24 protein-coding genes and 1 pseudogene are annotated in these 26,345 nt (G+C 70.0%); 11 read left to right on the top strand and 14 right to left on the bottom strand.

Annotated elements, in window-relative coordinates; genetic code table 11:
- Both CCN33_RS32715 and CCN33_RS03415 read right to left on the bottom strand, forming a co-directional pair.
- Nucleotides 1-137, bottom strand: a pseudogene (locus tag CCN33_RS32715) (ABC transporter ATP-binding protein); the annotation flags it as partial.
- Complete coding sequence (locus CCN33_RS03415; RefSeq protein ID WP_086690981.1) at nt 134-658, bottom strand: PadR family transcriptional regulator; 525 nt, start codon at nt 656-658, stop codon at nt 134-136. The pseudogene CCN33_RS32715 and the gene CCN33_RS03415, both read right to left, overlap by 4 nt.
- A gap of 234 nt (nt 659-892) precedes the next feature.
- On the opposite strand from CCN33_RS03415, the gene CCN33_RS03420 reads away from it, so the two are divergent.
- Nucleotides 893-3,244: a transglycosylase domain-containing protein gene (locus CCN33_RS03420; protein ID WP_086690934.1), complete on the top strand. Its 2,352-nt coding sequence runs from the start codon at nt 893-895 to the stop codon at nt 3,242-3,244.
- Between the two features lie 76 nt (nt 3,245-3,320).
- On the opposite strand, the gene CCN33_RS03425 is transcribed toward CCN33_RS03420, so the two are convergent.
- From CCN33_RS03425 to CCN33_RS03445, 5 genes are all read right to left on the bottom strand, one after another.
- The gene (locus tag CCN33_RS03425) at nt 3,321-5,399 is read right to left on the bottom strand and encodes a SpoIIE family protein phosphatase (protein ID WP_086690936.1); all 2,079 of its coding nucleotides are present in this window, start codon (nt 5,397-5,399) and stop codon (nt 3,321-3,323) included.
- Nucleotides 5,400-5,694: 295 nt separating this feature from the next.
- On the bottom strand, nt 5,695-6,387 hold the full coding sequence (fomD, locus tag CCN33_RS03430) for a cytidylyl-2-hydroxypropylphosphonate hydrolase (protein WP_086690939.1): 693 nt from the start codon (nt 6,385-6,387) through the stop codon (nt 5,695-5,697).
- 94 nt (nt 6,388-6,481) lie between these two features.
- A complete protein-coding gene (locus tag CCN33_RS03435; protein ID WP_086690941.1) occupies nt 6,482-7,870 on the bottom strand; it encodes a class II fumarate hydratase in 1,389 nt (462 codons plus the stop codon).
- Between the two features lie 78 nt (nt 7,871-7,948).
- Nucleotides 7,949-8,728 (bottom strand): SDR family NAD(P)-dependent oxidoreductase, encoded by a 780-nt coding sequence (locus tag CCN33_RS03440; RefSeq protein WP_086690943.1) that lies wholly within the window; start codon nt 8,726-8,728, stop codon nt 7,949-7,951.
- Nucleotides 8,729-8,772: 44 nt separating this feature from the next.
- Entirely contained in the window at nt 8,773-10,443 is a 1,671-nt protein-coding gene (locus CCN33_RS03445; protein WP_086690946.1) for a fumarate hydratase, read from the bottom strand.
- A 200-nt stretch (nt 10,444-10,643) separates the two neighbouring features.
- On the opposite strand from CCN33_RS03445, the gene CCN33_RS03450 reads away from it, so the two are divergent.
- Together CCN33_RS03450 and CCN33_RS03455 are read left to right on the top strand one after the other, a co-directional pair.
- A complete protein-coding gene (locus CCN33_RS03450; RefSeq protein ID WP_086690947.1) occupies nt 10,644-11,366 on the top strand; it encodes a DUF1707 SHOCT-like domain-containing protein in 723 nt (240 codons plus the stop codon).
- Nucleotides 11,367-11,481: 115 nt separating this feature from the next.
- Nucleotides 11,482-11,847 (top strand): WhiB family transcriptional regulator, encoded by a 366-nt coding sequence (locus tag CCN33_RS03455; RefSeq protein ID WP_030807025.1) that lies wholly within the window; start codon nt 11,482-11,484, stop codon nt 11,845-11,847.
- Nucleotides 11,848-11,932: 85 nt separating this feature from the next.
- On the opposite strand, the gene glpX is transcribed toward CCN33_RS03455, so the two are convergent.
- Nucleotides 11,933-12,964: a class II fructose-bisphosphatase gene (gene glpX, locus CCN33_RS03460; protein WP_030807028.1), complete on the bottom strand. Its 1,032-nt coding sequence runs from the start codon at nt 12,962-12,964 to the stop codon at nt 11,933-11,935.
- Nucleotides 12,965-13,087: 123 nt separating this feature from the next.
- On the opposite strand from glpX, the gene CCN33_RS03465 reads away from it, so the two are divergent.
- Nucleotides 13,088-13,612 carry a DUF4245 domain-containing protein gene (locus CCN33_RS03465; RefSeq protein ID WP_086690949.1) on the top strand — a complete coding sequence of 175 codons (525 nt, stop codon included), beginning with the start codon at nt 13,088-13,090 and terminating at the stop codon, nt 13,610-13,612.
- Between the two features lie 87 nt (nt 13,613-13,699).
- On the opposite strand, the gene CCN33_RS03470 is transcribed toward CCN33_RS03465, so the two are convergent.
- The 3 genes from CCN33_RS03470 to xseA all read right to left on the bottom strand — a co-directional run bounded on the left by CCN33_RS03470 (nt 13,700) and on the right by xseA (nt 15,849).
- Nucleotides 13,700-14,290 (bottom strand): malonic semialdehyde reductase, encoded by a 591-nt coding sequence (locus CCN33_RS03470; RefSeq protein WP_086690952.1) that lies wholly within the window; start codon nt 14,288-14,290, stop codon nt 13,700-13,702.
- Between the two features lie 104 nt (nt 14,291-14,394).
- Complete coding sequence (locus CCN33_RS03475) at nt 14,395-14,619, bottom strand: exodeoxyribonuclease VII small subunit (protein WP_086690953.1); 225 nt, start codon at nt 14,617-14,619, stop codon at nt 14,395-14,397.
- Between the two features lie 9 nt (nt 14,620-14,628).
- Entirely contained in the window at nt 14,629-15,849 is a 1,221-nt protein-coding gene (gene xseA / locus CCN33_RS03480) for an exodeoxyribonuclease VII large subunit (protein ID WP_086690955.1), read from the bottom strand.
- Between the two features lie 90 nt (nt 15,850-15,939).
- Here xseA and CCN33_RS03485 point away from each other — a divergent pair, with 90 nt between their 5' ends.
- Together CCN33_RS03485 and ppgK are read left to right on the top strand one after the other, a co-directional pair.
- Complete coding sequence (locus CCN33_RS03485; RefSeq protein ID WP_086690958.1) at nt 15,940-16,956, top strand: 4-hydroxy-3-methylbut-2-enyl diphosphate reductase; 1,017 nt, start codon at nt 15,940-15,942, stop codon at nt 16,954-16,956.
- A 29-nt stretch (nt 16,957-16,985) separates the two neighbouring features.
- On the top strand, nt 16,986-17,741 hold the full coding sequence (ppgK, locus tag CCN33_RS03490; RefSeq protein ID WP_086690960.1) for a polyphosphate--glucose phosphotransferase: 756 nt from the start codon (nt 16,986-16,988) through the stop codon (nt 17,739-17,741).
- A gap of 48 nt (nt 17,742-17,789) precedes the next feature.
- Here ppgK and CCN33_RS03495 read toward each other — a convergent pair whose 3' ends face one another.
- Both CCN33_RS03495 and CCN33_RS03500 read right to left on the bottom strand, forming a co-directional pair.
- Complete coding sequence (locus tag CCN33_RS03495; RefSeq protein WP_086690962.1) at nt 17,790-18,338, bottom strand: DUF1062 domain-containing protein; 549 nt, start codon at nt 18,336-18,338, stop codon at nt 17,790-17,792.
- A 184-nt stretch (nt 18,339-18,522) separates the two neighbouring features.
- On the bottom strand, nt 18,523-19,101 hold the full coding sequence (locus CCN33_RS03500; protein ID WP_086690965.1) for a DUF6542 domain-containing protein: 579 nt from the start codon (nt 19,099-19,101) through the stop codon (nt 18,523-18,525).
- 192 nt (nt 19,102-19,293) lie between these two features.
- Here CCN33_RS03500 and ychF point away from each other — a divergent pair, with 192 nt between their 5' ends.
- From ychF to CCN33_RS03525, 5 genes are all read left to right on the top strand, one after another.
- Nucleotides 19,294-20,382, top strand: coding sequence for a redox-regulated ATPase YchF (gene ychF, locus CCN33_RS03505; RefSeq protein WP_086690967.1), 1,089 nt, complete (start codon nt 19,294-19,296; stop codon nt 20,380-20,382).
- A 275-nt stretch (nt 20,383-20,657) separates the two neighbouring features.
- Nucleotides 20,658-20,984: a hypothetical protein gene (locus CCN33_RS03510; RefSeq protein ID WP_086690969.1), complete on the top strand. Its 327-nt coding sequence runs from the start codon at nt 20,658-20,660 to the stop codon at nt 20,982-20,984.
- A gap of 28 nt (nt 20,985-21,012) precedes the next feature.
- Nucleotides 21,013-23,088 carry an NB-ARC domain-containing protein gene (locus tag CCN33_RS03515; protein WP_086690971.1) on the top strand — a complete coding sequence of 692 codons (2,076 nt, stop codon included), beginning with the start codon at nt 21,013-21,015 and terminating at the stop codon, nt 23,086-23,088.
- A gap of 12 nt (nt 23,089-23,100) precedes the next feature.
- Nucleotides 23,101-24,750: a hypothetical protein gene (locus tag CCN33_RS03520; RefSeq protein WP_140394457.1), complete on the top strand. Its 1,650-nt coding sequence runs from the start codon at nt 23,101-23,103 to the stop codon at nt 24,748-24,750.
- On the top strand, nt 24,747-25,964 hold the full coding sequence (locus CCN33_RS03525) for a hypothetical protein (RefSeq protein ID WP_086690976.1): 1,218 nt from the start codon (nt 24,747-24,749) through the stop codon (nt 25,962-25,964). Before CCN33_RS03520 ends, CCN33_RS03525 begins: the two co-directional genes overlap by 4 nt.
- Before the next feature lie 2 nt (nt 25,965-25,966).
- Here CCN33_RS03525 and CCN33_RS03530 read toward each other — a convergent pair whose 3' ends face one another.
- Entirely contained in the window at nt 25,967-26,290 is a 324-nt protein-coding gene (locus tag CCN33_RS03530; protein WP_086690979.1) for a hypothetical protein, read from the bottom strand.
- Nucleotides 26,291-26,345: the final 55 nt, after the last annotated feature.

The following is a 26,345-nucleotide window of genomic DNA, read 5'->3' on the forward strand; positions in this document are numbered from 1 at the left end:
CCGGAGCCGGAGGGGCCCATCACGGCGACGACCTCGCCGGGGTGGACCGAGAAGGCGGCGCCGTCCAGGGCCGCGGTGGGGCCGTAGGCCTTGCGCAGGTCCCGGGCCACGAGCAGGGAGCCGTCGGGCGGGGTCATGCGACCACCTCCGTGCGCAGTTTGTCGAGGCGTGCCGCGGTCAGTTCCAGCCATCTGAGGTCGGCCTCCAGATGGAACAGGGCGTGGTCGCAGATCAACTGGTCGGCCAGGTCGCCCTTGCGCTTGCGGTCGGTGAGCACACGCATGGTGCGCAGGTGCTCGGAGCGCTGGGTGTCGAGGACGTCGGCGGCGTCGCGGTGGGTCAGCAGGGCCAGTACGACCTTGGTGTACAGGGTGGAGCGGAGGTAGTCCTCCGGCTTCTCCGGGCTGGCGAGCCAGCGCTCGACGTCCGTGATGCCGGCGTCGGTGATGGCATAGCGTTTCCGGTCCGGCCCGTCGCCCGCCTCGATGCCCTCGACCTCCACGAGGCCGTTCCTGAGCAGCCGGGACATGGTCGCGTAGACCTGCCCGTAGGCGAGCGGCCGGTCGTGGCAGAAGGTGTCGTCGAAGGCCCGCTTGAGGTCGTAGCCGTGCCGGGGACCGGACTCCAGGAGCCCGAGAAGGGTGTGACCGATGGACATGGCGAGCACTCTACACACGGTGTATACCCGTGGTGCATAGGGGGGTTCGGAACGGGCAACTCCACTTTTTCGGACGTTCCCGCGGGCAACCTCGAACCCTTCCTGCCCGTCGGTTCCTTTGGGGTGGGTGCTCATTCTCACGTCCGTAAAAGAGCGGATCGGGCGCTCTTTGTCACATAGGGGGGTGTTAGCTTTCGGAGCTGACCCCGAGACGGAAGCGGAGCCAAGGGACCCATGGGACGAGCGGACGAGAGACGAGCGCGACAGCGCGGCGGCCACCGCGCGGCACCCGGACGCCGTTCGGCAGCCCCGGCCTCCGAGCCCTCCGGCGGCCTGGGCGGCAAGCCCGCCAAGGGCCGAATACGCCGGCTCTTCACCTGGAAGAAGATCCTCGGCACGGTCTTCGGGTTCTGTCTGCTGTGCATGGCCGGCTTCGCCGCGCTGTACCTGTCGGTCGACGTGCCCGCGGGCAACGTGGCCGCCCAGCGGCAGAGCAACGTCTACAAGTACAGCGACGGCACGGTCCTCGCCCGCGACGGCGAGGTCAACCGCGAGATAGTCGACCTCTCCAAGGTGCCCCGCAAGGTCCAGCTCACCTTCGTCGCCGCCGAGAACAAGTCCTTCTACACCGACCCCGGCGTCGACCTGAAGGGCACCGCCCGCGGCCTGCTCAACACCCTCGCGGGACGCGGCAAGCAGGGCGGATCGACCATCACCCAGCAGTACGTCAAGAACTACTACCTGAGCCAGGACCAGACCGTCTCCCGCAAGCTCAAGGAGATGGTCATCTCGCTCAAGGTGGAGCGCGAGAAGTCCAAGGACGAGATCCTCGCCGGCTACATCAACACCAGCTACTACGGCCGCGGCGCCTACGGCATCCAGGCCGCCGCCCAGGCGTACTACCACGTCGACGCCCAGGACCTCACGGTCCAGCAGGGCGCCTACCTCGCCGCGCTGCTCCAGGCCCCGAGCCAGTACGACTGGTCCACCGCCACGCCGACCGGCAAGCGGCTGGTCACCGACCGCTGGAACTACGTCCTGAACAACATGGTCAAGGAGCACTGGCTCGACCCGGGCAAGCGCGCCGCCCTGAAGTTCCCGGTGCCCCAGGAGCCCAAGGGCGCCCCCGGCATGGAGGGGCAGAAGGGCTACCTGGTCCAGCTCGCCAACTCCCAGCTGGAGAACCGGCTCATGAAGCAGGAGGGCATCTCCCGCTCGGAGGCCGAGGCCAAGGTCGAGGGCCAGGGCTGGACCATCACCCTCAACGTCGACCGCAAGAAGCAGGCGGCGCTGGAGAAGTCGGTCAGCACGCAGCTCACCAGCAAGCTGGAGCCGAAGCGGCGGCCGGTCGACGCCGACGTCCAGGCCGGCGCGGTCTCCGTCGATCCGAAGACCGGCCGGATCGTCGCCCTCTACGGTGGCAAGGACTACTACAGCCACTGGGTCGACAACGCGGCCCGCCGCGACTACCAGCCCGCCTCCACCTTCAAGCCGGTCATCCTCGCGGCCGCGCTGGAGCACGGCGCCACCACCCAGAGCGGCACCCTGATCCGCGCCAGCACCGTCTACGACGGCACCAGCCGCCGCCCGGTCCTCGACCACGGCTCCCGCGTCGGCTTCGCCCCGCCCAACGAGGACGACGCCGACTACGGCCCGATCAGCGTCCAGACGGCGATGAACAAGTCCGTCAACTCCGTGTTCGCGCAGATGGGCGTGGACGTCGGCATGGACAAGGTGATGGACACCGCGAAGCGGCTCGGCATGGACACCGAGGGCATGCAGGCGGTGCCCGCGCAGACCCTCGGCTCCATGGGCGCCAGCCCGCTGGAGATGGCGGGCATGTACGCCACCCTCGACAACCACGGCCGCAAGGTCACCCCGAGCATCGTCAAGTCGGCCGAGCGGCAGGGCCGTACGGTCCAGCTGCCGAACCCGGTCGGCGAGCGGGTGCTGGACCGCACCACCGCCGACACCGTGACCTCCGTGCTCACCGGGGTCGTCGACGACGGCACCGCACGGCAGTCCGTGGCGAACAGCGCGCTGCGCGCCGGGCAGCAGGTCGCGGGCAAGACCGGCACCTCCGACTGCGACCGTTCGGCCTGGTTCACCGGTTACACCCCCGATCTCGTCACCTCCGTCGGCCTGTTCGGCGAGGCGCACAAGGACGGCGGCACCGGCTGCGAGGGCGAGAAGGTCAAGAAGTTCGCCCATGTCTCGCTCAAGGGCACCATGGGCGGCGGCCGTGTCAACGGTGGCGGGCCGCCGGCCCAGATCTGGGCGGCGTACACCTTCGGTGTGACCCGGCAGGCCGAGTTCGACCTCGACACCACCCAGGGTGCCGCCGTCGCCCCGACCCCGCCGCCGACCCCCAGCGAGACCCCGTCCCGGACGCCTTCGCAGACACCGAGCAGCGAACCGCCCACCTCGAAGGCCCCGTCCGAGACGCCCAGCGAGACCCCGAGCGAGACCCCGACCTCGGAGCCGCCGAGCCAGAGCCCGAGCGAGACGCCGACCACCCAGCCGCCGTCCGGGGGCATCACCCCGCGCAACCCGTTCGACCCCGGTCAGCGGGACAACGGCCAGTAGGCGTGACGCACGCGAAGGGCGCCCGGCATCATGCCGGGCGCCCTTCGCGTCGTACGGGACGGGATCTGGCGGGGGGTCAGCCCCCGTGCAGCTCGAACCAGACGACCTTGCCGACGCTCAGCCGGGTCGCGCCCCAGCGCCGGGCCAGCTTGTTGACCAGGTACAGGCCCCGGCCGCCCTCGTCGGTGGCTCGCGCCTGGCACAGCCGGGGGAGCTGCGGCACGTCGTCACCGACCTCGCAGCGCAGCACGTCCGTGCGCAGCAGCCGCAGGGTCACCGGACGCGTGGTGTAGCGCACCGCGTTGGTGACCACCTCGCTGACCAGCAGCTCGACGGAGTCGGTGAGGTCCTCGAGACCCCAGTCGGCCAGTGCCGTCCGGGCCAGCCGGCGGGCCTTGCCGGGGGCCGCGTCCTCCGCGTCCAGCGACCAGTACCGCACATCGTCGGACGCGATCCCGTCGAAGCGGGCCGCGAGCAGGGCGATGTCGTCGTCCCGGTCGCCCGGACCGAGCATGTCCAGCACCTCGTCGCACAGCGCTTCCAGCGGCGGCGGGTGGTCCGGGCCGGTCAGTTGCGCGGTCGCGGTCAGCCGCTCCCGCAACTGCTCTATGCCCGTCCACACGTCCCGCAGCCGGGACTCCACCAGCCCGTCGGTGTACAGCAGCAGCGTGGCCCCGGCGGGCGCGTCCAGCTCGACCGCCTCGAAGTCCACCCCGCCCACGCCGATCGGCGCGCCCGGCGGCACCCGCAGCACCTCGGCGGTGCCGCCCAGGTGCAGCAGCACCGGTGGCGGATGGCCGGCGTTGGCGATGGTGATGCGGTGCGCGACGGGGTCGTAGACCGCGTACATGCAGGTCGCCATGCGGTCGGTGCCCAGGCGCTGGGCCTGCTCGTCCAGGTGGTGCAGGACTTCCTGCGGGGGCAGGTCGAGACCGGCCAGGGTCTGCGCGGTGGTGCGCAGCTGGCCCATGATGGCGGCCGAGGTCATGGAGTGGCCCATCACGTCACCGACCACCAGCGCCACCCGGCTCCCGGGCAGCGGGATCGCGTCGTACCAGTCGCCGCCCACCCGCGCCGTCTCCGCCGCCGGCAGATAGCGCGAGGCCAGCCGCACACCGGTGGGGTGGGGGAGGGTCTCGGGGAGCATGGTGCGCTGCAGCTCGTCGGCGATGTACGCCTCGCGGCCGTACAGCACCGCCTTGTCGATGCCGAGCGCGCTGTGCGTGGCGAGCTGCGCCGCCACCAGCAGGTCCTCCGCCTCGAAGGCCAGCCGGTCCGGGCGGCGCAGGAACACCGCCGCGCCGATCACCCGGCGCCGTCCGCGCAGCGGCGCGAGGATCGCCCGCTGCCCGGACGGGACGAGTGCCTCGCCGTCCTCGCCGAGCAGCTCGGGCAGCGCGGCGCGGGCGGCCGGGGTGTCCGCGAACACCGGACGCACCCCGCGCAGCACCTCGTTCAGCGCGCCGCCGGGGCGCACCTCGCACAGCTCGGCGGTCAGCGCGGCCGGGCCCGAGAGCGCGGCCAGTGCCGCCGCCTCGGCGTCCGGCTCCGGGAACGCGGGCGGCAGCAGCAGGCCCTCGGCCTCCCGCTCGTCCGGGATGCGGTCGGTGCGGCGCAGCCGCAGCACCACCGGCCCGGTGGGCCGCTCGTCGCCGACCGGCAGCGGATCGCGCAGATAGACCAGGATCGCGTCGGAGAAGGTGGGCACGGTGGCGCGGCACAGACCCATGACGATCTCGTCCAGGTCGAGGCCGCGCGCGATGCGCCGGGTGGCCGCGCCGACGAACCGCAGCCGGTCGCCGTCGCGGCGCATCGGCATCGGGCGTCCGGGCGGGCCACCGCGGCCGGTACGCCGCTCCTGGCCGCCCGGTGCGCGCTCCTGTTCGGCGCCCGGCTGGGCGGGAATGGACTCCGGCGCGGGCCTCGGACGGTGTTCTCCCACGCTGGACTTCGCGCGCGCGGGAGGTTCCCCCATGGGCTCGGCGGCGGCAGGCTGCGAGTGCTCAGGGCCGTTGACTGGGCGCTCCTTCTTCTTGTTCTTCCCCGTGCCCGCGCCGCCCCGGGTCTGGGCCGGTGCGCCCAGCAGCGCCCCGCGCACGGCGGGGTCGACGCCCGGCTGGGGGCGTCCGCAGGAGGAAGTGGGCTGCTCCGTCACGCGTGTCGAATCCGTCCGTCCGGGGCTGCGCGCCGGGCGCGCAGGAGATGCCGCCGAAGTCCCGATACCCGGATTACGTGTCCCAGGAACGGAATTCCCGCGTGGTCAGGGGTGGTTTCCGCCGAGCGGGTGAACCCCGCGCCGGCCGCGCCGCCGCCCGCCTCGTACCCCTCGCTCACGTGCTGCCGCCCCTCGGTGACATATGGTCAGGCTCTGCGCAGACTCCGGTAGTTGTACCTCGGTGCCCTTGCGGAGGACGATCCTACGGTTGTGGTCCGGGGGCGCATCAAGGGTCTCATGAGGACACGTGCGCGGGCGTACGGTCCCAGTCCTCCGGGAGCGCGGGCACCGACCAGGACGGATCGGGCCGCCAGTGCTGCCAGCCGTCGGTGTACGGGGAGCCCCACGCCTCGATCACCTCCACCGCCCGCCGTCCCGCCGACTTCACCCGTCCGGCGGTCTCCGCGTCCATCAGGCCGTCCCGCTGCGCCTGGGCGAACTCGTCCTCGTCCCGCCAGTGCCAGGTGCGGTCCGGGTGGACGGAGATGTCCAGGAAGTGGTCCTCGGAGTCGACCCCGCCGGCCCAACGGGCCAGCGGCTGCTCCAGGTTGACGTACCAGTTCTTGAAGCGCCAGCCCGGTTCCCAGAACAGCCACACCGACCAGGGCTCGCCGGGCCGGGCCAGCTTCAGCACCCCGGTGCCGAACCAGCGGTCCCGCCGCACCACGCGCGGCTTGGTGTAGCGGGACTCCAGCGGCTCCAGGTGGACCGGGGTGCCGTCGGCCAGCACCGGCTTGACGCACTCGGTGCCGGGGGCCAGCCATACGGCGAGCAGCTCGGCGTCGTCCCGGACGACGGTGACGGGACGCGCGATGTGGAACGCGTCGCCCGCGTTCTCCCGGTACCGCCACAGGATCGGGGTACCGGGGGTCCAGTACGCCGCCGTCGGGCCCGCTTCCGCTCGTCTCACCGCTTCGTCGTCCGTCATGGACAGATATTAGGTGCCGGAAGCACCCGATGCTGCGGTGCGCGTCACCCTTCCGGACAGGTGGCGGGAAATCGCCGGTGCCGTTCGCGGGACGTCACGGGCGCGTCATCCGCAGGACATCCAGCGCCTCGTCCAACTGCTCCAGCGTCAGGTCGCCGCGCTCCACAAAGCCGCCCTCCAGCACCACCTCACGGATGGTCTTCCGCTCCGCGAGGGACTTCTTGGCGATCCGCGCGGCCTCCTCGTACCCCACGTAGCGGTTGAGCGGGGTCACGACCGAGGGGGAGGACTCGGCGTACTCGCGGGCGCGTTCGCGGTCGGCGGTGATGCCGTCGATGGTGCGGTCGGCCAGCAGGCGGGAGGCGTTGGCCAGCAGCCGCACCGACTCCAGCACGTTCTTCGCCATGACCGGGAGCATCACGTTCAGCTCGAAGTTCCCGGCGGCGCCGGCCGTGGCGATCGTGGCGTCGTTGCCGATGACCTGGGCCGCGACCATCAGCACCGCCTCCGGGACGACCGGGTTGACCTTGCCCGGCATGATGGACGAACCGGGCTGGAGATCGGGCAGGCGGATCTCGGCGAGGCCGGTGCGCGGGCCGGAGGACATCCAGCGCAGATCGTTGGCGATCTTCGTCAGGCCGACCGCGATGGTCCGCAACTGGCCGCTGGTCTCCACGATCCCGTCGCGGGCGCCCTGCGCCTCGAAGTGGTCGCGGGCCTCGGTGAAGGGCAGCCCGGTCGCCCGCGCCACCTCCTCGATCACGGCCGCCGAGAAGCCGGGCGGGGTGTTGATCCCGGTCCCCACCGCCGTGCCGCCCAGCGGGAGTTCGGCCAGCCGGGGCAGCGAGGAACGCAGCCGCTCCACGCCGTACGTGACCTGCGCCGCGTAACCGCCGAACTCCTGACCCAGCGTCACGGGAGTGGCGTCCATCAGATGCGTGCGCCCCGCCTTCACCACGTCCGCGAACTCCTCCGCCTTGCGGGTGAGGGCCGCGGAGAGGTGCTCCAGGGCGGGGATCAGGTCGTGGACCACGGCCGCGGTGGCCGCGATGTGGATCGAGGAGGGGAAGACGTCGTTGGACGACTGGGAGGCGTTCACCTGGTCGTTGGGGTGCACGTCCCGGCCGAGGCGCTCGCCGGCGAGGGTGGCGATGACCTCGTTGGCGTTCATGTTGGAGGAGGTGCCGGAGCCGGTCTGGAAGACGTCCACGGGGAAGTGCTCGTCCCAGGTGCCGTCCGCGACCTCGGCGGCCGCCCCCTGGATCGCGTCGGCCACGTCCCGGTCCAGCACGCCGAGGTCGGCGTTCACCTTCGCCGCCGCGCCCTTGATCCGGGCCAGCGCCTCGATGTGCGCCCGCTCCAGGCGCCGGCCGGAGACGGGGAAGTTCTCGACGGCGCGCTGGGTCTGCGCGCGCCACTTGGCGTGGGCGGGGACGCGGACCTCGCCCATGGAGTCGTGCTCGGTGCGGTACTCGTCGGTCATACCCGGTACAGCGAACGGGGACGCCGTGATGTTCCTCGGCTCGGCCGGACGGGGCGGCTTTTCGGCGCACCCGTCTTCTCAGTGCACCGAGAACCCGCCGTCCACGAAGAGGGACTGACCGGTGACGTAACCCGAGGCGCGGCTCGCCAGGAAGACGGCGGCGCCCGCGAAGTCCTCGGCGAGGCCGTTGCGGCCCACCATGGTCCGCGCGGCCAGCGCCGCCACCTTCTCCGGGTCGGACGACAGCCGCGCGTTGAGCGGCGTCATCACGAAGCCCGGAACCAGCGTGTTGACGGTGACGCCGTACGGCGACCACTCCTCGGCCTGGGAGCGCGCGAGCGACTCCAGCGCTCCCTTGGACACGCCGTACACCCCCGAGCGGACGAAGGCGCGGTGCGCCTGCTGGGAGGAGATGTGGATGATCCGTCCGAAGCCCCGCCCGGCCATGCCGGGCCCGAAACGCCGGCTCAGCAGGTGCGGGGCCCGGAGGTTCACGTCGAGGGTGAGGTCCCACTCCTCGTCGCTCAACTCGCTGAAGGGGGGCCGCAGATTGATCCCGGCGCAGTTGACGAGGACGTCGGGCTCGCCGAACACCCCGGCCGCCTCCTCGGCGGCGGCCCGCACCCCGTCCCGCGTGCTCAGGTCGGCACTCACCCACCCGGCACGGCAGCCGAGTCCGGCGAGCTGGGCGCAGGTGGCCTCCAGCGCCTCCTCGCCCCGCGCCACGACCACCACCGAGGCCCCGGCCCGCGCCAGCGCCTCGGCGATCGCCCGCCCGATCCCGGAACTGCCCCCGGTCACGACGGCGACGCGCCCGTCCAGCGCGAACAACCCGGAAAGATAAGCCGCAGAAGTCATGCGGGCACCCTAGGGGGCCGGCCAACCGGCCCCCCGGGAGGGCCTCAGGCGAGGCCGGGACCCCGGACCGGGATCGACGTGAACGTCGGCGCGGGCGCCGGGTCCTGGAAGAAGTCGTTGCCCTTGTCGTCGACGACGATGAAGGCCGGGAAGTCCTCGACCTCGATCTTCCAGACGGCCTCCATGCCCAGCTCCTCGTACTCGAGGACCTCGACCTTCTTGATGCAGTCCTGGGCGAGGCGGGCGGCGGGGCCGCCGATGGAGCCGAGGTAGAAGCCGCCGTGGGCGTCGCAGGCGTCGGTGACCTGCTTGCTGCGGTTGCCCTTGGCCAGCATCACCTTGGAGCCGCCGGCCGCCTGGAACTGCTCCACGTAGGAGTCCATCCGCCCGGCCGTGGTCGGGCCGAAGGAACCGGAGGCGTACCCCTCGGGGGTCTTGGCCGGGCCCGCGTAGTACACCGGGTGATCCTTGAGGTACTGCGGCATGTCCTCGCCCGCGTCCAGCCGCTCCTTGATCTTGGCGTGCGCGATATCGCGGGCCACGACCAGCGGGCCGGTCAGCGAGAGGCGGGTCTTGACCGGGTACTTGGTCAGCTCCGCGAGGATCTCGTCCATCGGCTGGTTCAGGTCGATCCTCACGACGTCCCCGGCCTCGTCGAGGTGCTCGTCGGTGGTCTCCGGCAGGAAGCGCGCCGGGTCCGTCTCCAACTGCTCCAGGAAGACGCCCTCGGCGGTGATCTTGGCGACGGCCTGGCGGTCCGCCGAGCAGGAGACCGCGATGGCGACCGGGCAGGACGCGCCGTGCCGGGGCAGGCGCACCACCCGCACGTCGTGGCAGAAGTACTTGCCGCCGAACTGCGCGCCGATGCCGATCTTCTGGGTCAGCTCGAAGACCTTCTCCTCCAGCTCCTTGTCCCGGAAGCCGTGACCGAGCGCGGAGCCCTCGGCCGGGATCTCGTCCAGGTAGTGCGCGGAGGCGTACTTGGCGGTCTTCAGCGCGAACTCGGCGCTGGTGCCGCCGACCACGATCGCCAGGTGGTACGGCGGGCAGGCGGCCGTGCCCAGCGAACGGATCTTCTCCTCCAGGAACTTCATCATGGAGGACTCGTTCAGGACGGCCTTCGTCTCCTGGTACAGGAACGACTTGTTGGCCGAGCCGCCGCCCTTCGCCATGAAGAGGAACTTGTAGGCGCCGCCGTCGGTCGCGTACAGCTCGATCTGCGCGGGGAGGTTGGAGCCGGTGTTCTTCTCCTCCCACATGGTGAGCGGAGCCATCTGCGAGTAGCGCAGGTTGAGGTTCAGGTAGGCGTCGTAGATGCCGCGGCTCAGCGCCGCCTCGTCGCCGCCCTCGGTCAGCACGTTCTGGCCGCGCTTGCCCATGACGATCGCGGTGCCGGTGTCCTGGCACATGGGCAGCACGCCCGCCGCCGCGATGTTCGCGTTCTTCAGCAGGTCCAGCGCGACGAACTTGTCGTTGCCGGAGGCCTCCGGGTCGTCGATGATCCGGCGGAGCTGGGCGAGGTGGGCGGGGCGCAGGTAGTGCTGGATGTCGTGGATGGCCTCCTCGGCCAGCTTGCGCAGCGCCTCCGGCTCCACCTTGAGGAAGGTCCGCCCGTCCGGCCCCTCGACGGTGGACACACCCTCGGAGGTCACCAGCCGGTACGGCGTGGTGTCCTCTCCCTGGGGGAGCAGATCGGTGTACGCGAACTCAGGCATCTCAGCCCATTCCTTCATCGACGGACGGCGCCCGCCGACGCTGGCGGGCCTGTCCAGCGTAGAACCCGGCTCGGACAGTGCTGCGGTGAGGTAGGACTCACTTGGCGCCGAGCAGGCGGTGCGGGGCCGTGCGGCAACGTTGTCCGGGAGTTGTCCACAGGCCCTGGTCGCGATCTATCGCGTTTCGGTACTCTGCTGTCGTGGACCTTCAGAAGCACGCGCAGCCCGCGGACACCGCCCCCCGCCCGGCCGACCTGCGCGCCTCGGACGCCGACCGCGACCGGGTCGCCGACATCCTCCGTGACGCCCTGGCCGAGGGCCGGCTGACCGCCGAGGAGCACGCCGAGCGCGTGGAGGGGGTGCTGCACACCAAGACCGTCGGCGAGCTGGACGTCTTCATACGCGACCTGCCCGCCGCGCACGAGCGCCCGGCGGCCCCCGCGTACGCCTCCGTCCCGCACCGCCCGCTGCCCGGCTCGCTCCCGGCCGACGCGGACACCAGCGTGGTCGCCGTCTTCAGCAGCGCCGTACGACGGGGCCGCTGGCGCGCGGGGCGCCGGGTGCACGCGTTCGCGGTGTTCGGCAGCGTGGAGATAGACCTCAGCGAGGCCGTCTTCGAGTACCAGCAGGTGGTGATCAAGGCGGTCTCGGTCTTCGGGGACGTCCAGATCCGCGTCCCGGAGAACGTGTCGCTGCGCGGCACCGGCGGCAGTGTGCTGGGCAGCTTCGAGGTCAGCACGCTGGACTCGGTGGAGTCGGACGCCCCGGTGATCTACGTCGACGGCTGGTCGGTCCTGGGCAACGTGGAGGCGCGGCCCCGGCGCGGCCGGTTCGTGGCGGACATCCTCGACCGGGTGCAGGGCACGGTCGAGCGGGCCCACGGCAAGGTCGACCGGAAGCTGCGCAAGTACTTGGGGGACTGACGCCGAACAGGCCGTCGTACGCCGGTGGTTGGGAACGCAGTGCATAGGCGCGCGTACAACGGGTAGGGCTTGCTGCATCGTCTCTCGCTAGCGAATTCGTCGTCAGGAGTAGACCGTGCTGCAACCGCCGCATTCGTCCCTGCAGGTAGCCGCCGTTCCGGCCCAGCGGGGCCCGGCGCGAGACAGGGACCAGGACGCGCCCTGGCACACCGAGGCGGTGTGCCGCCGCGACGAGGCCGGTCTGTTCTTCGCCCCGTCGAAGGAGCCGACCGCCGCGCGCCTGTCCCGCGAGGAGGCGGCGAAGCGGGTGTGCGCCCGCTGCCCGGTGATGATCGAGTGCCGCGAGCACGCCCTGCTCCAGCCCGAGCCGTACGGCGTCTGGGGCGGCCTGACCGCGGCCGAGCGCCGAGTGGTCCTGGCCCGCAGGCGCAGGCGCGAGGTGGAACTCAAGAAGGCGACGGCAGCGCGCATAGCGGGCTGAGGCGAAAGCTTTCAGGGGCGCGGGAACCGCGCGACCGGCCACGGCGGACCGGCACCCGCGCAGTCGCCCGCGCCCCCCTGATCCGCTACTTCGCCCGGTCGAAGTCGATCGCGCTGTAGGCCCGCAGCTTGCTGAGCCGGTGCTCCGACTCGATCTTCCGCACGGTCCCCGACTTGGACCGCATCACGATGGAGTCGGTGGTCGCGGTCTCCGACCGGTACCGCACGCCTCGCATCAGCTCCCCGTCGGTGATCCCGGTCGCCACGAAGAACACGTTCTCCCCGCTCACCAGGTCGTCCGTGGTCAGCACCCGGTCCAGGTCATGGCCGGCCGCGATCGCCCGCTCCCGCTCCTCGTCGTCCTTGGGCCAGAGCTTGCCCTGGATCGTCCCGCCCAGGCACTTCACCGCACAGGCCGAGATGATCCCCTCGGGGGTGCCGCCGATGCCGAGCAGCAGGTCGATGCCGGTGCCCTCGCGCAGCGCCAGGATGGACCCCGCCACGTCGCCGTCCGAGATCAGCTTGATCCGCGCGCCGGTGTCCCGGATCTCCTTGATGACGCCCTCGTGCCGGGGCCGGTCCAGGATGACGACCGTCACGTCCTCGGGCGTGCGCCGCTTCGCCTTGGCGACCCGGCGGATGTTGACCGACACGGGCGCGTCGATGTCGACGAAGTCGGCCGCCTCGGGCCCGGTGACCAGCTTGTCCATGTAGAACACGGCGGACGGGTCGAACATGGCGCCCCGCTCGGCGGCGGCCAGCACGGCGATCGCGTTCGCCATGCCCTTCGCCGTCAGCGTGGTCCCGTCGATCGGGTCGACGGCGATGTCGACCTCGGGTCCCGTCCCGTCGCCGACCTGCTCCCCGTTGAAGAGCATCGGCGCCTCGTCCTTCTCGCCCTCGCCGATGACGACGACGCCGTTCATCGAGACGGTGGAGACGAGGGTCCGCATGGCGCGCACGGCGGCGCCGTCGGCGCCGTTCTTGTCGCCGCGGCCGACCCAGCGGCCCGCGGCCATGGCGGCGGCCTCGGTGACCCTGACCAGTTCCAGGGCGAGGTTGCGGTCGGGGGCCTCGGAGGGGACATCGAGTTCGGACGGCAGATGATGCTCGGTCATCGGAGCGCACCTTTCTGATACGACGACGGCCGGATGAGTATGAGGTGACTCTATCGCCGGGCTTACAAAATGAGCAGGGGGCCCCACGGATGAGCGCGGAGGGCACCTGAGACCATAGGAGGCGTGGCAGGTTCGAACGGCAAGCAGAAGACGGTCCGGGACATGATCCTTTCCCTGGCCCTGATCGGTATCGCGGCGGCGGTCATCTACGTCTTCGTCCCGCACGACGACCACAAGCCCGACCTCCCGCGGGTCGACTACACGGTCGAGGCGACCACGGCCCGCCGGGCCGTGAGCTACCCGGTGGCGGCCCCCGAGGGGCTGCCGGACACCTGGAAGGCGACCTCCGTCCGCTTCCGTGGCGAGGAGTCCGACCGCTGGCATCTCGGCTTCCAGGACCCCGAGGGCCAGTACGTGCAGGTCGAGCAGTCCACCCAGAAGCGCTCCGACTTCATCGAGCAGGCCACCCAGGGCTCCTCGGCGACCAAGAAGACCGAGAGGATCGACGGCCGCACCTGGACCCGGTACTCCGGCGGCCGTTACGACGCCCTCGTCCTGGAGAACACCCCCGGCTCCACCACGGTGGTGTCGGGCACCGCCTCCTTCGACCGTCTGACCACCATGGCCTCGGCGCTCAAGATGGCCTAGCGGTTTCCTCTCACGATGCGCGAAGGCCCCCGGAAGCGCATTCCGGGGGCCTTCGCGCATCGCCGTGGACCGGCGGAGGAGTGCCGCTCAGACGGTCGTGACGACGTCGTCGTAGGACAGGCGCGGGCCGCGCGGGTACGAGGCGTCGGCGGCCGGGCGGCCGATGTTGACGATCATCAGCGGGGTGTGGTCGTCGTCCAGGAACTCCTTGCGGACGCCCTCGGCGTCGAAGCCGGTCATCGGGCCCGCGGCCAGGCCGGCGGCGCGGACGCCGACGACGAAGTAGGCGGCCTGGAGCGCGGCGTTCAGCGCGGCGGAGCGCTCACGGACCGGGCGCTCGGCGAAGAAGGCGTCCTTGGCCTGCGGGAACGCCGGGAACAGGGCCGGCAGCTCCTCGTGGAACTCGTTGTCCGCGGAGAGGATCGCCACCAGCGGGGCCGCGGCGGTCTTGGCGCGGTTGCCCTCGGCCAGGTGCCCGACCAGGCGCTCACGGGCCTCGGGGGAGCGGACCAGGGTGATCCGCAGCGGGGTCTGGTTGAAGGCGGTCGGGCCGTACTTGACCAGGTCGTAGATCGCCCGGACCTGCTCGTCGGTCACCGGCTCGTCGGTGAAGGAGTTCGCGGTGCGAGCCTCACGGAACAGCAGGTCCTGGGCGGCCGGGTCGAGAACGAGAGACATCTGTGACTTCCTGAGGTGCGCGTGCGGTCCGTGGTGCGGGACCTGGTGACACAGCCGACCCTACGCCAAAGAAGTTCAAACTTCAACAAAGCGGCTCCGGCCCGCTACTCGCCCTCGTCCTCCTCGGCCTCCTCCGCGAGCGCCGCGTCCAGCCGCTCCCGCGCCCCCTCCAGCCAGCGCCGGCACACCTTGGCCAGCTCCTCGCCGCGCTCCCACAGCGCCAGAGACTCCTCCAGCGTCGAACCGCCCGCCTCCAGCCGCCGTACGACCTCGATCAACTCGTCCCGCGCCTGCTCGTACGAGAGCGCCTCGTCCACCTTGCTGCTCATCCGCCCACCCTATTCATCGCCGCCGACATCGACCCGTACGGCGAACTCGCCCGCCGCCACCCGGGCCCGCAGCGGCTCGCCCCCGGTCACCTCGGCCGGGTCGCGGACCACATGGCCGTCCTCCTTCTGCAGGACCGCGTAGCCGCGCCGGAGGGTGGCCGCGGGGGAGAGGGCGACCACGCGCGCGTGCGTGTGGGTCAGCTCCGACTCCGCCCGGTCCAGCAGATGGCCCAGCGTGCGCCGGGCGCGGCCCAGCAGCGCCTCCACCTGCTCCTCCCGCTCGTCCAGCATCCGGTGCGGGTGCTCCATCACCGGCCGGGCCAGCGCGTGCGCCAGCCCCCGCTCCTCCCGGTCCAGCAGGGAGTGGGCGCACCGCCGGCCCCGGTCGCGCAGCATCCGTACCCGCGCCAGCTCCTCGCCCACGTCCGGGACGACCTTCTTGGCCGCGTCGGTCGGGGTGGAGGCGCGCAGGTCGGCCACCAGGTCCAGCAGCGGGGTGTCCGGCTCGTGCCCGATCGCCGAGACCACCGGTGTGCGGCAGGCCGCCACCGCGCGGACCAGCTGCTCGTCGGAGAACGGCAGCAGGTCCTCCACGCTGCCGCCGCCGCGGGCCACCACGATCACGTCCACGTCGTCCCGCGCGTCCAGCTCCTTGACCGCCTGGACCACCTGGGGCACCGCGTGCACGCCCTGCACCGGCACATTGCGCACCTCGAAGCGGACGGCGGGCCAGCGGTGCCGGGCGTTCTCCAGCACGTCCCGCTCCGCCGCCGAGGCCCGGCCGCACACCAGCCCGATGAGCTGCGGCAGGAACGGCAGCGGCTGCTTCCGTTCGGCCGCGAACAGCCCCTCCGCCGCCAGCGACTTCTTGAGCTGCTCCAGCCGCGCCAGCAGTTCGCCCACGCCCACCGGCCGTATCTCGGCGGCGCGCAGCGACAGCTGCCCGCGCGGGGCGTACCACTCCGGCTTGGCGAGCACCACGACGCGGGCGCCCTCGCCGACCACGTCCGCGACCGTGTCGAACACCTGCCGGTAGCAGGTGACGCTCACCGAGATGTCGTGCGAGGGGTCGCGCAGGGTCAGGAACACCACCCCGGCGCCGGGCCGCCGCGACAACTGGGTGATCTGCCCCTCCACCCACACCGCGCCGAGCCGGTCGATCCAGCGTCCGATCAGCCGGGATACCTCCCCGACCGGGAGCGGGGCCTCGGGCGACGTGTTCACAGCCATGCGGCGAGGGTAACGGCCGCCGCCGACAACGGGGGTGCGCCGGGGACACCCCCCTGGGGGGATCTACGGGGTCCGGCACCCGGCCTTACGATGGGACGCATGACCGCTTCGCCTGGCCGCCGTGTCCTGCTCGCCGCCCCCCGTGGCTATTGCGCCGGTGTGGACCGCGCCGTGATCGCCGTCGAGAAGGCCCTCGAACAGTACGGGGCCCCGATCTACGTCCGGCACGAGATCGTCCACAACAAGTACGTCGTGCAGACCCTGGAGAAGAAGGGCGCGATCTTCGTGGAGCAGACGGAGGAGGTGCCGCCGGGCCAGATCGTGATGTTCTCCGCGCACGGCGTCGCCCCGACCGTGCACGAGGAGGCGAAGCGCGGCCGGCTCGCCACCATCGACGCCACCTGCCCGCTGGTCACCAAGGTCCACAAGGAAGCCGTCCGCTACGCCAAGGACGACTACGACATCCTGCTGATCGGGCACGAGGGGCACGAGGAGGTCATCGGCACCTCCGGCGAGGCCCCCGAGCACATCCAGCTCGTCGACGGCCCCGAGGACGTCGCCAAGGTCGAGGTCCGCGACCCGTCCAAGATCGTCTGGCTCTCCCAGACCACGCTCTCCGTGGACGAGACCATGGAGACCGTCGACGCCCTGAAGGCGAAGTTCCCCGGCCTGGTCTCCCCGCCCAGCGACGACATCTGCTACGCCACGCAGAACCGTCAGCTCGCGGTGAAGCAGATGGGTGCCGAGGCCGAGCTGGTCATCGTGGTCGGCTCGCGCAACTCCTCCAACTCCGTACGGCTCGTCGAGGTCGCCAAGCTCGCCGGGTCCCGCGAGGCGTACCTGGTGGACTTCGCCGGCGAGATCGACGAGGCCTGGCTGGAGGGCGTCACCACGGTCGGCGTCACCTCCGGCGCCTCGGTGCCCGAGGTCCTGGTCGAGGAGGTCCTCGAGTGGCTGGCCCAGCGCGGCTACGGCGACGTGGAGCTGGTCAAGGCGGCCGAGGAGTCCATCACCTTCTCGCTGCCCAAGGAACTCCGCCGCGACCTGCGCGAGGAAGCCGCCGCCCTGGCGGCCGAGCGGGGCGGAACCGGTACGCCCGGGGCGTGACCGTCAGTCGTACGTCGTAACGTGGGGCCATGCAGATCTTCGGCGTGGACATCGGCGGGTCCGGCATCAAGGGTGCCCCGGTGGACCTGGACAAGGGCGATCTCGCCCAGGAGCGCTGCAAGGTGCTCACCCCGCATCCGGCGACCCCCGAGGGTGTCGCCGACGGCGTCAAGGAAGTGATCGACCACTTCGGCTGGACCGGCCCGGTCGGGCTGACCTTCCCCGGAGTGGTCAAGGACGGCGCGACCATCCTCACCGCGGCGAACGTCGACAAGAGCTGGGTCGGCACGGACGCCCGCACCCTGTTCAGCGAGAAGCTGGGCGGCCTCCCGGTCACGCTGGTCAACGACGCGGACGCGGCCGGGCTGGCCGAGATGCGGTTCGGCGCCGGGCGCGGCCGGGGGGGCACGGTCATCCTGCTCACCTTCGGCACCGGCATCGGCAGCGCCGTCTTCACCGACGGCGTGCTGGTCGCCAACACCGAGCTGGGCCACGTCGAGCTGAACGGCCACGACGCGGAGAAGAAGGCGTCCAGCAAGGCCAAGGAGGACGCCGGCCTGAGCTGGGAGCACTGGGCGCGCCGGGTCGAGAAGTACCTCGCGCACCTGGAGATGCTCTTCTCGCCCGAGCTGTTCATCATCGGCGGCGGGGTGAGCCGCAAGGCCGACAAGTTCCTCCCGCACATCAGCGGGATCCAGGCCGAGATCGTCCCGGCCCAGCTCCAGAACAACGCGGGCATCGTGGGCGCGGCCATGCGCGCGGAGCAGCGGGCGGCGGCGGAGTAGGGGCCCGGGGCCCGTCCGGCGTGGTTCGCCGGACGGGCCCCGGTGCGCTCAGCGTTTGAGCGTGAAGGTGAAATCGCCGGAGAGCCTCGACTCCAGCCGGACGGCCGAGACGAGGTTCCCCTCCGCGATCAGCCGCCCGACGCCGGCCCGCGACAGACCGAACCCCTCGGCGATCAACCGCACCGGCCGGACCGGTACCGGCGCCGCGAAGCGGACCGAGACGTCGGCCTTCTCCCGGTCCAGGTGATCCGAACCGCCGGTGTGGAGACGCCAGGCGCCGTCCCAGTCGAGGGCGACGCGGTTGCGCCGCCGCAGCACCGGGTCCTGGAGCAGCTCGGCCGCGAGGGCCGGGTCGTTGGCGTGCAGCCGGTCCAGCAGGCCGGGGCGTACGGAGCGGACGTTCGCCCGCTCCAGGACCGTGAGCTTGGCGGTGTCCCCGCAGCCCGTGCAGCGCACGAGCAGCCAGACGTCGATGAGCTTGTGATGGGCGTTGACGCGGAATTTTCCGTTCGCCCTGAAGCGGCCGGACGCGCACGTGTGGCAGCGGCGCCGGACCAGAGGCAGGCAGGTGGGCATGACCACCCAGTCGTGGAGCACAGAAGTACACCGGTTTCAGTGAGAAGTCCGCAGCAGGAAGCGGCGCGGCGCGAGAGCGCGACGCGCGACAGATCAGCTCTCGGGGGGTCTCACACGGTGTACAACGGCACGTCCTTGCCCAGACGACTCGGTCGGGCAGCACGGTAGCGGCGCGCCGGGGCGCCGCTCCAGTGGTTTTCGGCTCTCAGACCCGGCGTCGGCGGCTGCGCACCCAGCGCACCCGGCGTACCAGGACCATCACCCCGGCGATCAGCGTGCCGCCGTACAGCCAGCCCGCCTGGGTGGCGAGGCCGGTGAAGACGCCCATCAGGGAGCCGAGGAAACCCGCGCTGCCGTCGGCGACCGGGAAGAGCCCGGCGCCGAAGGCGATCGGCAGGGCGACGGGGGCGGTCAGCACGTCGCCGGGGCGCACCCAGAGCGCGGTGAGCACGCAGACGGGCAGGAACAGCACGCCGTAGGCGATCAGGGACGAGCCGAACAGCAGGGCGTCCAGGCCGCCCAGCAGCAGCATCGCGGCCACGCAGAACAGGCCGCCGCCCAGCCCGGTGAGCCGGGGGTTCGGGAAACGCCGGCCGCCGGGCGCGGCGCCCGGCTCGGCGACGGGGCCGCGTAGGGCCTCGGGCCCGCGGCGGGCCGCGACGGATACCCCGGCCGCGCCGCGCGCGGCGTCCGGACCGCGCCGGGCCTGGGGCGGAAGGTGCGCGGGCGTGGGTGTGCCGCGTCGCGGCCCGTCTTTCGGAGGTCGCGTTCTGTGTTGCTCCACTGGACCAACTTAGGTCTGTTTATGTGCCGAATCGCCCTTCAGACACGCCGAAGACGTGTCCGGGGGGCCAGTCCGGCCGGACGGGGGACGCTCCCGCTAATTGCCCCGCGCGGACGCCGTAAACTGGTGGATCGGCCGGTGTCCCCTGGGCCCTGGCAGCCCCTGGCCCACTCCTCTACGGGAAGTCGCAACGTGTCGCTCACGATCGGAATCGTCGGCCTGCCCAATGTCGGCAAGTCGACCCTGTTCAACGCCCTGACCAAGAACGACGTGCTGGCGGCCAACTACCCGTTCGCCACGATCGAGCCGAACGTCGGCGTGGTGGGCGTCCCCGACGGCCGCCTGGCGCAGCTCGCGTCGATCTTCTCCTCGGAGCGCATCCTCCCGGCGACGGTGGACTTCGTCGACATCGCGGGCATCGTGCGCGGCGCCTCCGAGGGTGAGGGCCTGGGCAACAAGTTCCTTGCGAACATCCGCGAGTCCGACGCGATCTGCCAGGTCATCCGCGCCTTCAAGGACGAGAACGTCGTGCACGTCGACGGCAAGGTCTCGCCCAAGGACGACATCGAGACGATCAACACCGAGCTGATCCTCGCCGACCTCCAGACCATCGAGAAGGTCCTTCCGCGCCTCCAGAAGGAGTCCCGGATCAAGAAGGACGTCGCGCCGAAGGTGAAGGCGGTCGAGGAGGCGAAGGAGATCCTGGAGAGGGGCGACACCCTGTCCTCCCAGGGCATCCTCCAGGGCTCGGAGCGGGCCGAGCTGCTGCACGACCTGCACCTGCTGACGACCAAGCCCTTCCTCTACGTCTTCAACGTGGACGAGGACGAGCTGACCGACGAGGACTTCAAGAACACCCAGCGCGCGCTGGTCGCCCCGGCCGAGGCGATCTTCCTCAACGCCAAGCTGGAGGCGGACCTCGCCGAGCTGGACGAGGAGGACGCGATGGAGCTCCTGGAGTCCGTCGGCGCCGAGGAGCCCGGTCTGGCCACCCTCGCCCGCGTGGGCTTCAACACCCTCGGCCTCCAGACCTACCTCACGGCCGGCCCCAAGGAGTCCCGGGCCTGGACCATCCCCAAGGGCGCCACCGCCCCCGAGGCAGCCGGCGTCATCCACACCGACTTCCAGAAGGGCTTCATCAAGGCGGAGGTCATCTCCTTCGAGGACCTCGTCGAGACGGGGTCGGTCGCGGAGGCCCGCGCCAAGGGCAAGGCGCGCATGGAGGGCAAGGAGTATGTGATGCGGGACGGGGATGTGGTGGAGTTCCGGTTCAACGTGTAGCCGACGCTGCTCCAGCGAGCTTGCAGTTGAGAAGGGCCCGACTCCGCGGAGTCGGGCCCTTTCGCGTCGGCAGGGCCGACCCCGCTTGCCGGGCCTGGCCCGGTCAACCTCCTGTTCAGAGGTTTGTCGAGTGGGGAATCGATTTTTCCAACGACTTGCGGTTCGCTCGGCCAAGACGGGGGGTAGCCTTAGCGCGATGTTCTTGCGTGTCACGAGTCCTATCTCCTGATCTTGCTCATTCGTCACGTCCGCACACTCGGTGGGGGGAGTTCCGCGTGATCGAGGACATTGTCACCGCAGCGCTGGCGAGGATGGCTGAAGGCTCGGGGGCCGCGCTCATCGACCTCGTTCGTGGTTACTTCTCCCGCAATCAGGAGTCCTCGCAAGAAATGGAGCTGCTCGACCGGGCGGAAGGTGGCGGGCTTTCTCCCCATGATGAGCAGGAATTGCGGGAAGCGTTGCTCAGGTGCGCTGATCAGGACCCGGCGTTCAGGGATCAGCTCCAAAGGGTCACCACGTCGGTGGGCGCCAGTAACACTGTGACATCCAGTGTCGTGCAGAAGCTCATCCAGGCCCAAAACGTCGGTGACGTCACCATGTGACGCTGATTCACGCTGGAGGCAGGGCTCTGTGAACCCCGAGCTGGAAGGTGCTCCGCACAACATCGCGGAGCGGCTGTCGGCGAATCAGCTCCTGCAGGTGGGATCGTCGGGGCCGATATACGTCCAGCGCTCGCCGTCGGTGAGCCGTGCGGAGATTCCCCATATGCTTCCCGGCGGCGTCGGCCGGGTCATCGGCCGGTCCCACCTTCTCAAGGCCATGGACGAAGCCATGGAATCCTCCGGTTCCCGCTGCTGTGTGTTGTGGGGGCTGGCCGGATCGGGGAAGACCACACTGGCACTCGCCTGGTCCGGATCTCGTCTGGAGAACTATCCCGACGGCCAGTTCTTCGTGGACATGCAGGCTTATTCGAACGCGCCACGGGTCGAATCGCGGGACGCGCTGCGCACATTTCTCGCCGCGCTGGGCGCCGACCGCTCCGATCTGGTCGACGATGACGGGTGGGGCCACGCTTTCCGCGCTGCGACCTCGGGAAAGAAGTGCCTCGTCATAGTCGACAATGTGTCGTCCTATGGCGATGTCAAGGATCTTGTTCCTGGAGTGGGCTCGAGTCTGATTGTCACCAGTCGCCGGGCCATCCCGGAAATGATCATCCGTCACCAAGCGCGAGTACTCAAATTGCCACTGCTCAGCGTAGAAGAAGGTATCGAACTACTGGCGGAGCGGGTGGGCTTTGTCCGTGTGGGCAAAGACAACCAGAGCGCGACCAGGATCGTCGAGCTGTTGGAGGGCCACCCGCTGGCACTGGCCATTGTCGCCGCCAAGCTCGCGGTCCACACCACGTGGGATCTACAGGACGCACTCGCGGGCATTCAGTCCGGCGACACTCCCCTGGGCTTCCTGGACGACGCCGAGCTGGGTATAGAGGTCGGCCGGGTCGTGTCATGGTCCGTCGAAGATCTCGACGCCGAGACAAAGTACGTCCTCTACGTCGCCTCGATGCTCCCCACCACCGAGCTCTCCAGTACCGTGCTGCGCCTCGTTCTCGAACAGAGCGAGTCGCGATGTGACCGGACACTTCGGGCACTGAATCTCGCTTCTTTGATCGACGAGACCAGCCTGGGGCACTATCGCATGCACGACATCATCCGGGCCTACCTGTCGGAGACGCGTTCCCAGGTGCTCGACCGTGCCGAACAGGCCGACATCGCCCGCAGGATTCGCACCACCTACCTCGCGCTCAGTTTCGCGGCCGACCGGGTGATCGATCCCAACCGACACCCGATCGCACTGGGTGAGGTCACGGAGCAGATCGCGAACCAGATCAGGTTCACGCTTCCCGAGGCACTCGCATGGTTCAGTGTGATCACACCGTCCATGCTCAGCCTGATGGACGAAGCAGCGGCCATGCGCGACTACGCGTTCGTCACCCGCTTCGCCTGGTCCGTCAACACCTATCTCTACTGGCGACAGGACGTCTCCAAGACGCTCGCCGTCCAGGAGCGGTCGCTCGAGGCCGCCATTGCCGGCGACCGTCCGATGGAGGCCCACTGCCACCGCGGACTGGGAAGAGCGCTGGCGGACGTGGGGCGCCTCGACGCCGCAAAGGAGCAGTTGCTGGCAGCTCTCGACATCGAGACGTCGTTGGGGGACACCAGCCAGACAGCCTCCACACAACATGCCATGTCCGAACTCTCCCTCCGGGCAGGGCAGTTCCGCGAGGCCCTGCGCTGGGGGATGCGCGCGGCCAGAGAGTCCAGGCGTAACAACAACGCCGTCCGAGAGGCACGAGGGCTGTACGACGCCGCTCGCGCTCTCATCGAACTCGGTCGCTACACCTGGGCCGAAGACCTCGGCCTGCGCAGTCTGGCGATGTGCGAGGACCAGGCGAACGCGTATGGGCGAGCACTGGCGTTGAGGGTTCTCGGAACGGCCGGAGTGAAGTCAGGGGACCTCGAGAAGGGCTGCACCTGGCTGGAGCGTGCCTGGCGAGCGGAGGACGCGCTCGGCAATGTCCGCTCGGTGCGGGCGATTCTGGAGCAACTCGAAGACGCCTACACCCGAGCGGGCAATGACAACGCGGTGGCCGAGGTTCATCGCGTCCTCACTGAACTCGACCGATTCGCCACGGACGAGCCGGCGTGAGAGGGCGACGACATGCCTCTGCGGCACACACCCCTGGTCTCAGCGGATCGGCTGGCCAGTCCGCTGTCGTACCGACAACTGGCGCGACCAGCGGCCGACGCGTACTTCCGCAGAGCGCTCGAAGATCTCGTGGGGAGAGAAGCCTTCGGCTCCTTGCACCGAGCGCTCGCGAACGAGGGCGCCGTCAGCCTGACCGGCTTGCTCCCGCCGGGTCTGTTCGACGAATTCCGGCAGACCTACGATGAGGAGATGCGTGCCAAGGGCAGTCGTGGCTCGCTGCACAGTTACCTGAATGCCGGGTCGTCAGCACCACTTATGGGGAGTCCTGGGTTGTGGGAGGCGGTCGCGCATCCGCTTCTGGCCGTGCTGATCGCCCACGCGCTGGGCGGCCCGGTGAAGATAGTCGACCTGCGCGCCAAGGACACCTATCCGGTCGACGTGGTCGCGCGCGACAACACTCTGCACCTGGACAACAGTCCGTTCATGGACGAGTACAAAGTGGTCGTCACATGGACGCTGGGCAGCCCGCGGGGACCCTCCGGGCAGGGACTGACCTACTTACCGCACACGAGCCGGCTGTTCAGGCAATGCTTCGTGGAGCCGGACGGCAGCGTCTGGAGCGACGAGGACGCCTGCATCTTCCCGTCCAAGGATCGCGTTGATGAGGTGCTTCTGGCACAGGCCGGACTCTTGGATACGCCCGAGCCGCTCGTGGTTCATCTGACGGATCTTGCCCGGCCATGTCACACGACGTTCGCGGCGAGCAGACTGGTGCACCATCGGTACCGCACCTCGGTCGGAGCGCCCCGTAGCGCGGTCATGGCGTCCTTCCATCGGACGGACGACAGCGATGAGCGTCTTGGGGCGGCAGGAGCCGGGCTTTCGTCCCTTCAGCGGTTCCTTGCCGTCGGCGGATCGGAGGAGCAGTTCCTCGCGGCCGTGCGCGAGGAGATGCCCGGTATCGAAGCAGCCCTGGAACGAGTGGCCGGCGGTTCGCATCTGGTCGTGGACCCCCGACAGCACCTGCTCACCGGGCAGGCTTATGCGGCATGGTACGCACGGCAATGCGCAGGCGTCACGCTCAACAATCTGCGGGCCAGACGCTTGGAGGACACTGCCGTTCGGCATGAGTCTTCCGTCGAGCAGCTTGTGCAGAGGCTGCAGTACGATCTCCAGGGCCCTCTCAACATGCCCTTCTTCGCTGATATGCGGGAGACCCGGCGTAAGCGCGCGCGTATCTGGCTTCGAGAGATGTCACCCGAGGTTGTCCAAGAGGTCGTCGAGACAACGAGCGCGCGGTTCATGGACGGCATGGGGGCGGCTCTGCCGGTGTCGCCCGACGGATTCATTGCCGAGTTGCGTTCCCTCCTGCTCAACCTCCACCTGCTTCTGTCGAAGTCGGGGACGGGAACCGGGGATGGCTCGGCGGACGGGTTGGCCGTCGATTCCCTCCCGTCATTCATCGGCGACCTGAAGGTCTCCGCGAGCTGGCTTGATGACTCGGACACGGACTCGCTGATCACCGCTACGGCGTTCGCAGCCCTCGGCTCCGCCTTGTGCGCGAAGTGGTTCGGCCTGGGGACGGAGGGTGAAGTGATCACTGGTCGGCTTCTGCGCAACTACATGGCCTTGGCGGATGAGCCCGCGGAACCTGCTTCATGATGGTGGACCGCCGCGATCTCGACATTTACCTGCGGTCGGTGAATGAAGAGATTCAGACGATGAAGATGTCGTCGGAGCTCTGGTTTCGTAGTGCCGGCCCGCAGCAGATACGTGCAAATGATCGGTTCGTGCGCTCGCTTATGAGTGCGGGGTTGAACTGGGGCACTTCGGCCGCGCAGGGTCACCCGGAGTCGTCCGGCCCTCTTCGCTGCCCGGTGCGGCGTGAGTACTGGAGCGCGGCCACGGCGGCACAGGATGTGGCGGTCCGTTTCGGTGCGGCCGGTCACCTTTCCCTGGGGTCGTACTTCACCGTCGACGCGGGGCGAAGTGGCGAAGCGGCCTTCATGCGAGCGCGGAGCGCCGTGGTGCCTCATTCGCCTGCGGACTGTTTGTTGCGCAGCATCGACAGGATCGCAGTCAGAGCGGGTGCCGGCCCCGCAGACGCCTGCCGAAGGGCCATGCGGATACTGTCTCGGGACTGGCTCCATTTTGTGGACGCTTGTCGGGGGCAACCGCATACGCCGGTTCACGCATCGGCCGTGCTGGACAAGTTCCATGAGGCGGTCGCGACGGAATCCGTTTTCCGGAGGAGCGAATCGGACCCCAAACCCGTGGGCCCAGGTGCCCATGGTCCGCACGTGGTCCTCACGGAGGCGGAAGCCCGAGAACTGGCCGCGTCCTACATGATCGGCCGACTCCCCTTCACGGCGCAGGAGTACCGCTTGGCGCGGGAGCTGGTGGCAATACCGCGCTTGCAGGAAGCCTTGCTGGCAGCGCAACTGCACCTCACGGCCGGCTCGCTGAAGGCGGTGGGAGCGCTTGTCGGGCACCTCGGAACACTGCGATCGCTGCTGCCGTTCACCGAGGCTTTCGTCAACCGATCCGGTTACGGCCCGTCGGGGCGACTTGAGCTGTCCCCGAACCCCAAGCTCATTACGGTTCTCTGCAACAACGTCGTGCCGGCCATAGCGGGGGAACTTCTCCGGCGGGGATCTCAGGCCCGGGATCTGGACTCCGCATCGATCCGGGCAGGAGTCATCGCGGCGAGACGGCGCCACATCTACGAGGTGATGATCGCCCTCTTCGATCGGGTGGAAGGCCCTCCCTCGGGCACGGTGACGCTCTCAGGCTTCAACGTGCGCGTGTGCCCCGCCGCAGCTCCCTTTTCGGCATTCCTCGAAGAGTGGCTGCCGTTCTACTTCGATTGCGGGTGACGTCAGGCTCGAAACGCCCGTGCCGACAAGACCCGGCACCCCGCGCAGGCCTTCCTCAGGAGCAGCAGCGCCCCGATGTTGAGGGCGCCTGCCGTCAGGTGGAGGGTCAGGGTGAGGAGGGTGGAGACGGCGGGGCCCGGGTCGGAAGCGGGTGGGAACAGGGTGCTCGCGGCCATCCATGCGACGGTCATCAGGACCGACGACGGCACGGTGACGAGGGTCCACAGGGCGGTGGCCGGGTACGCGACCGCGTCGAAGGGGAGGGACGCGGTGAGGCTCAGGGCCAGCAGTACCGCCGCGTAGAGGGAGATCAGGCGCTTGCTCATGAAGTGCTCGCAGGGGTGAGGTGCATGGCGGGGTAGGGGGTGGGAGCCGTTACCC

It is taken from the genome of Streptomyces recifensis, from assembly GCF_002154615.1.
In the GTDB taxonomy this organism is placed as follows: domain Bacteria; phylum Actinomycetota; class Actinomycetes; order Streptomycetales; family Streptomycetaceae; genus Streptomyces; species Streptomyces griseoluteus.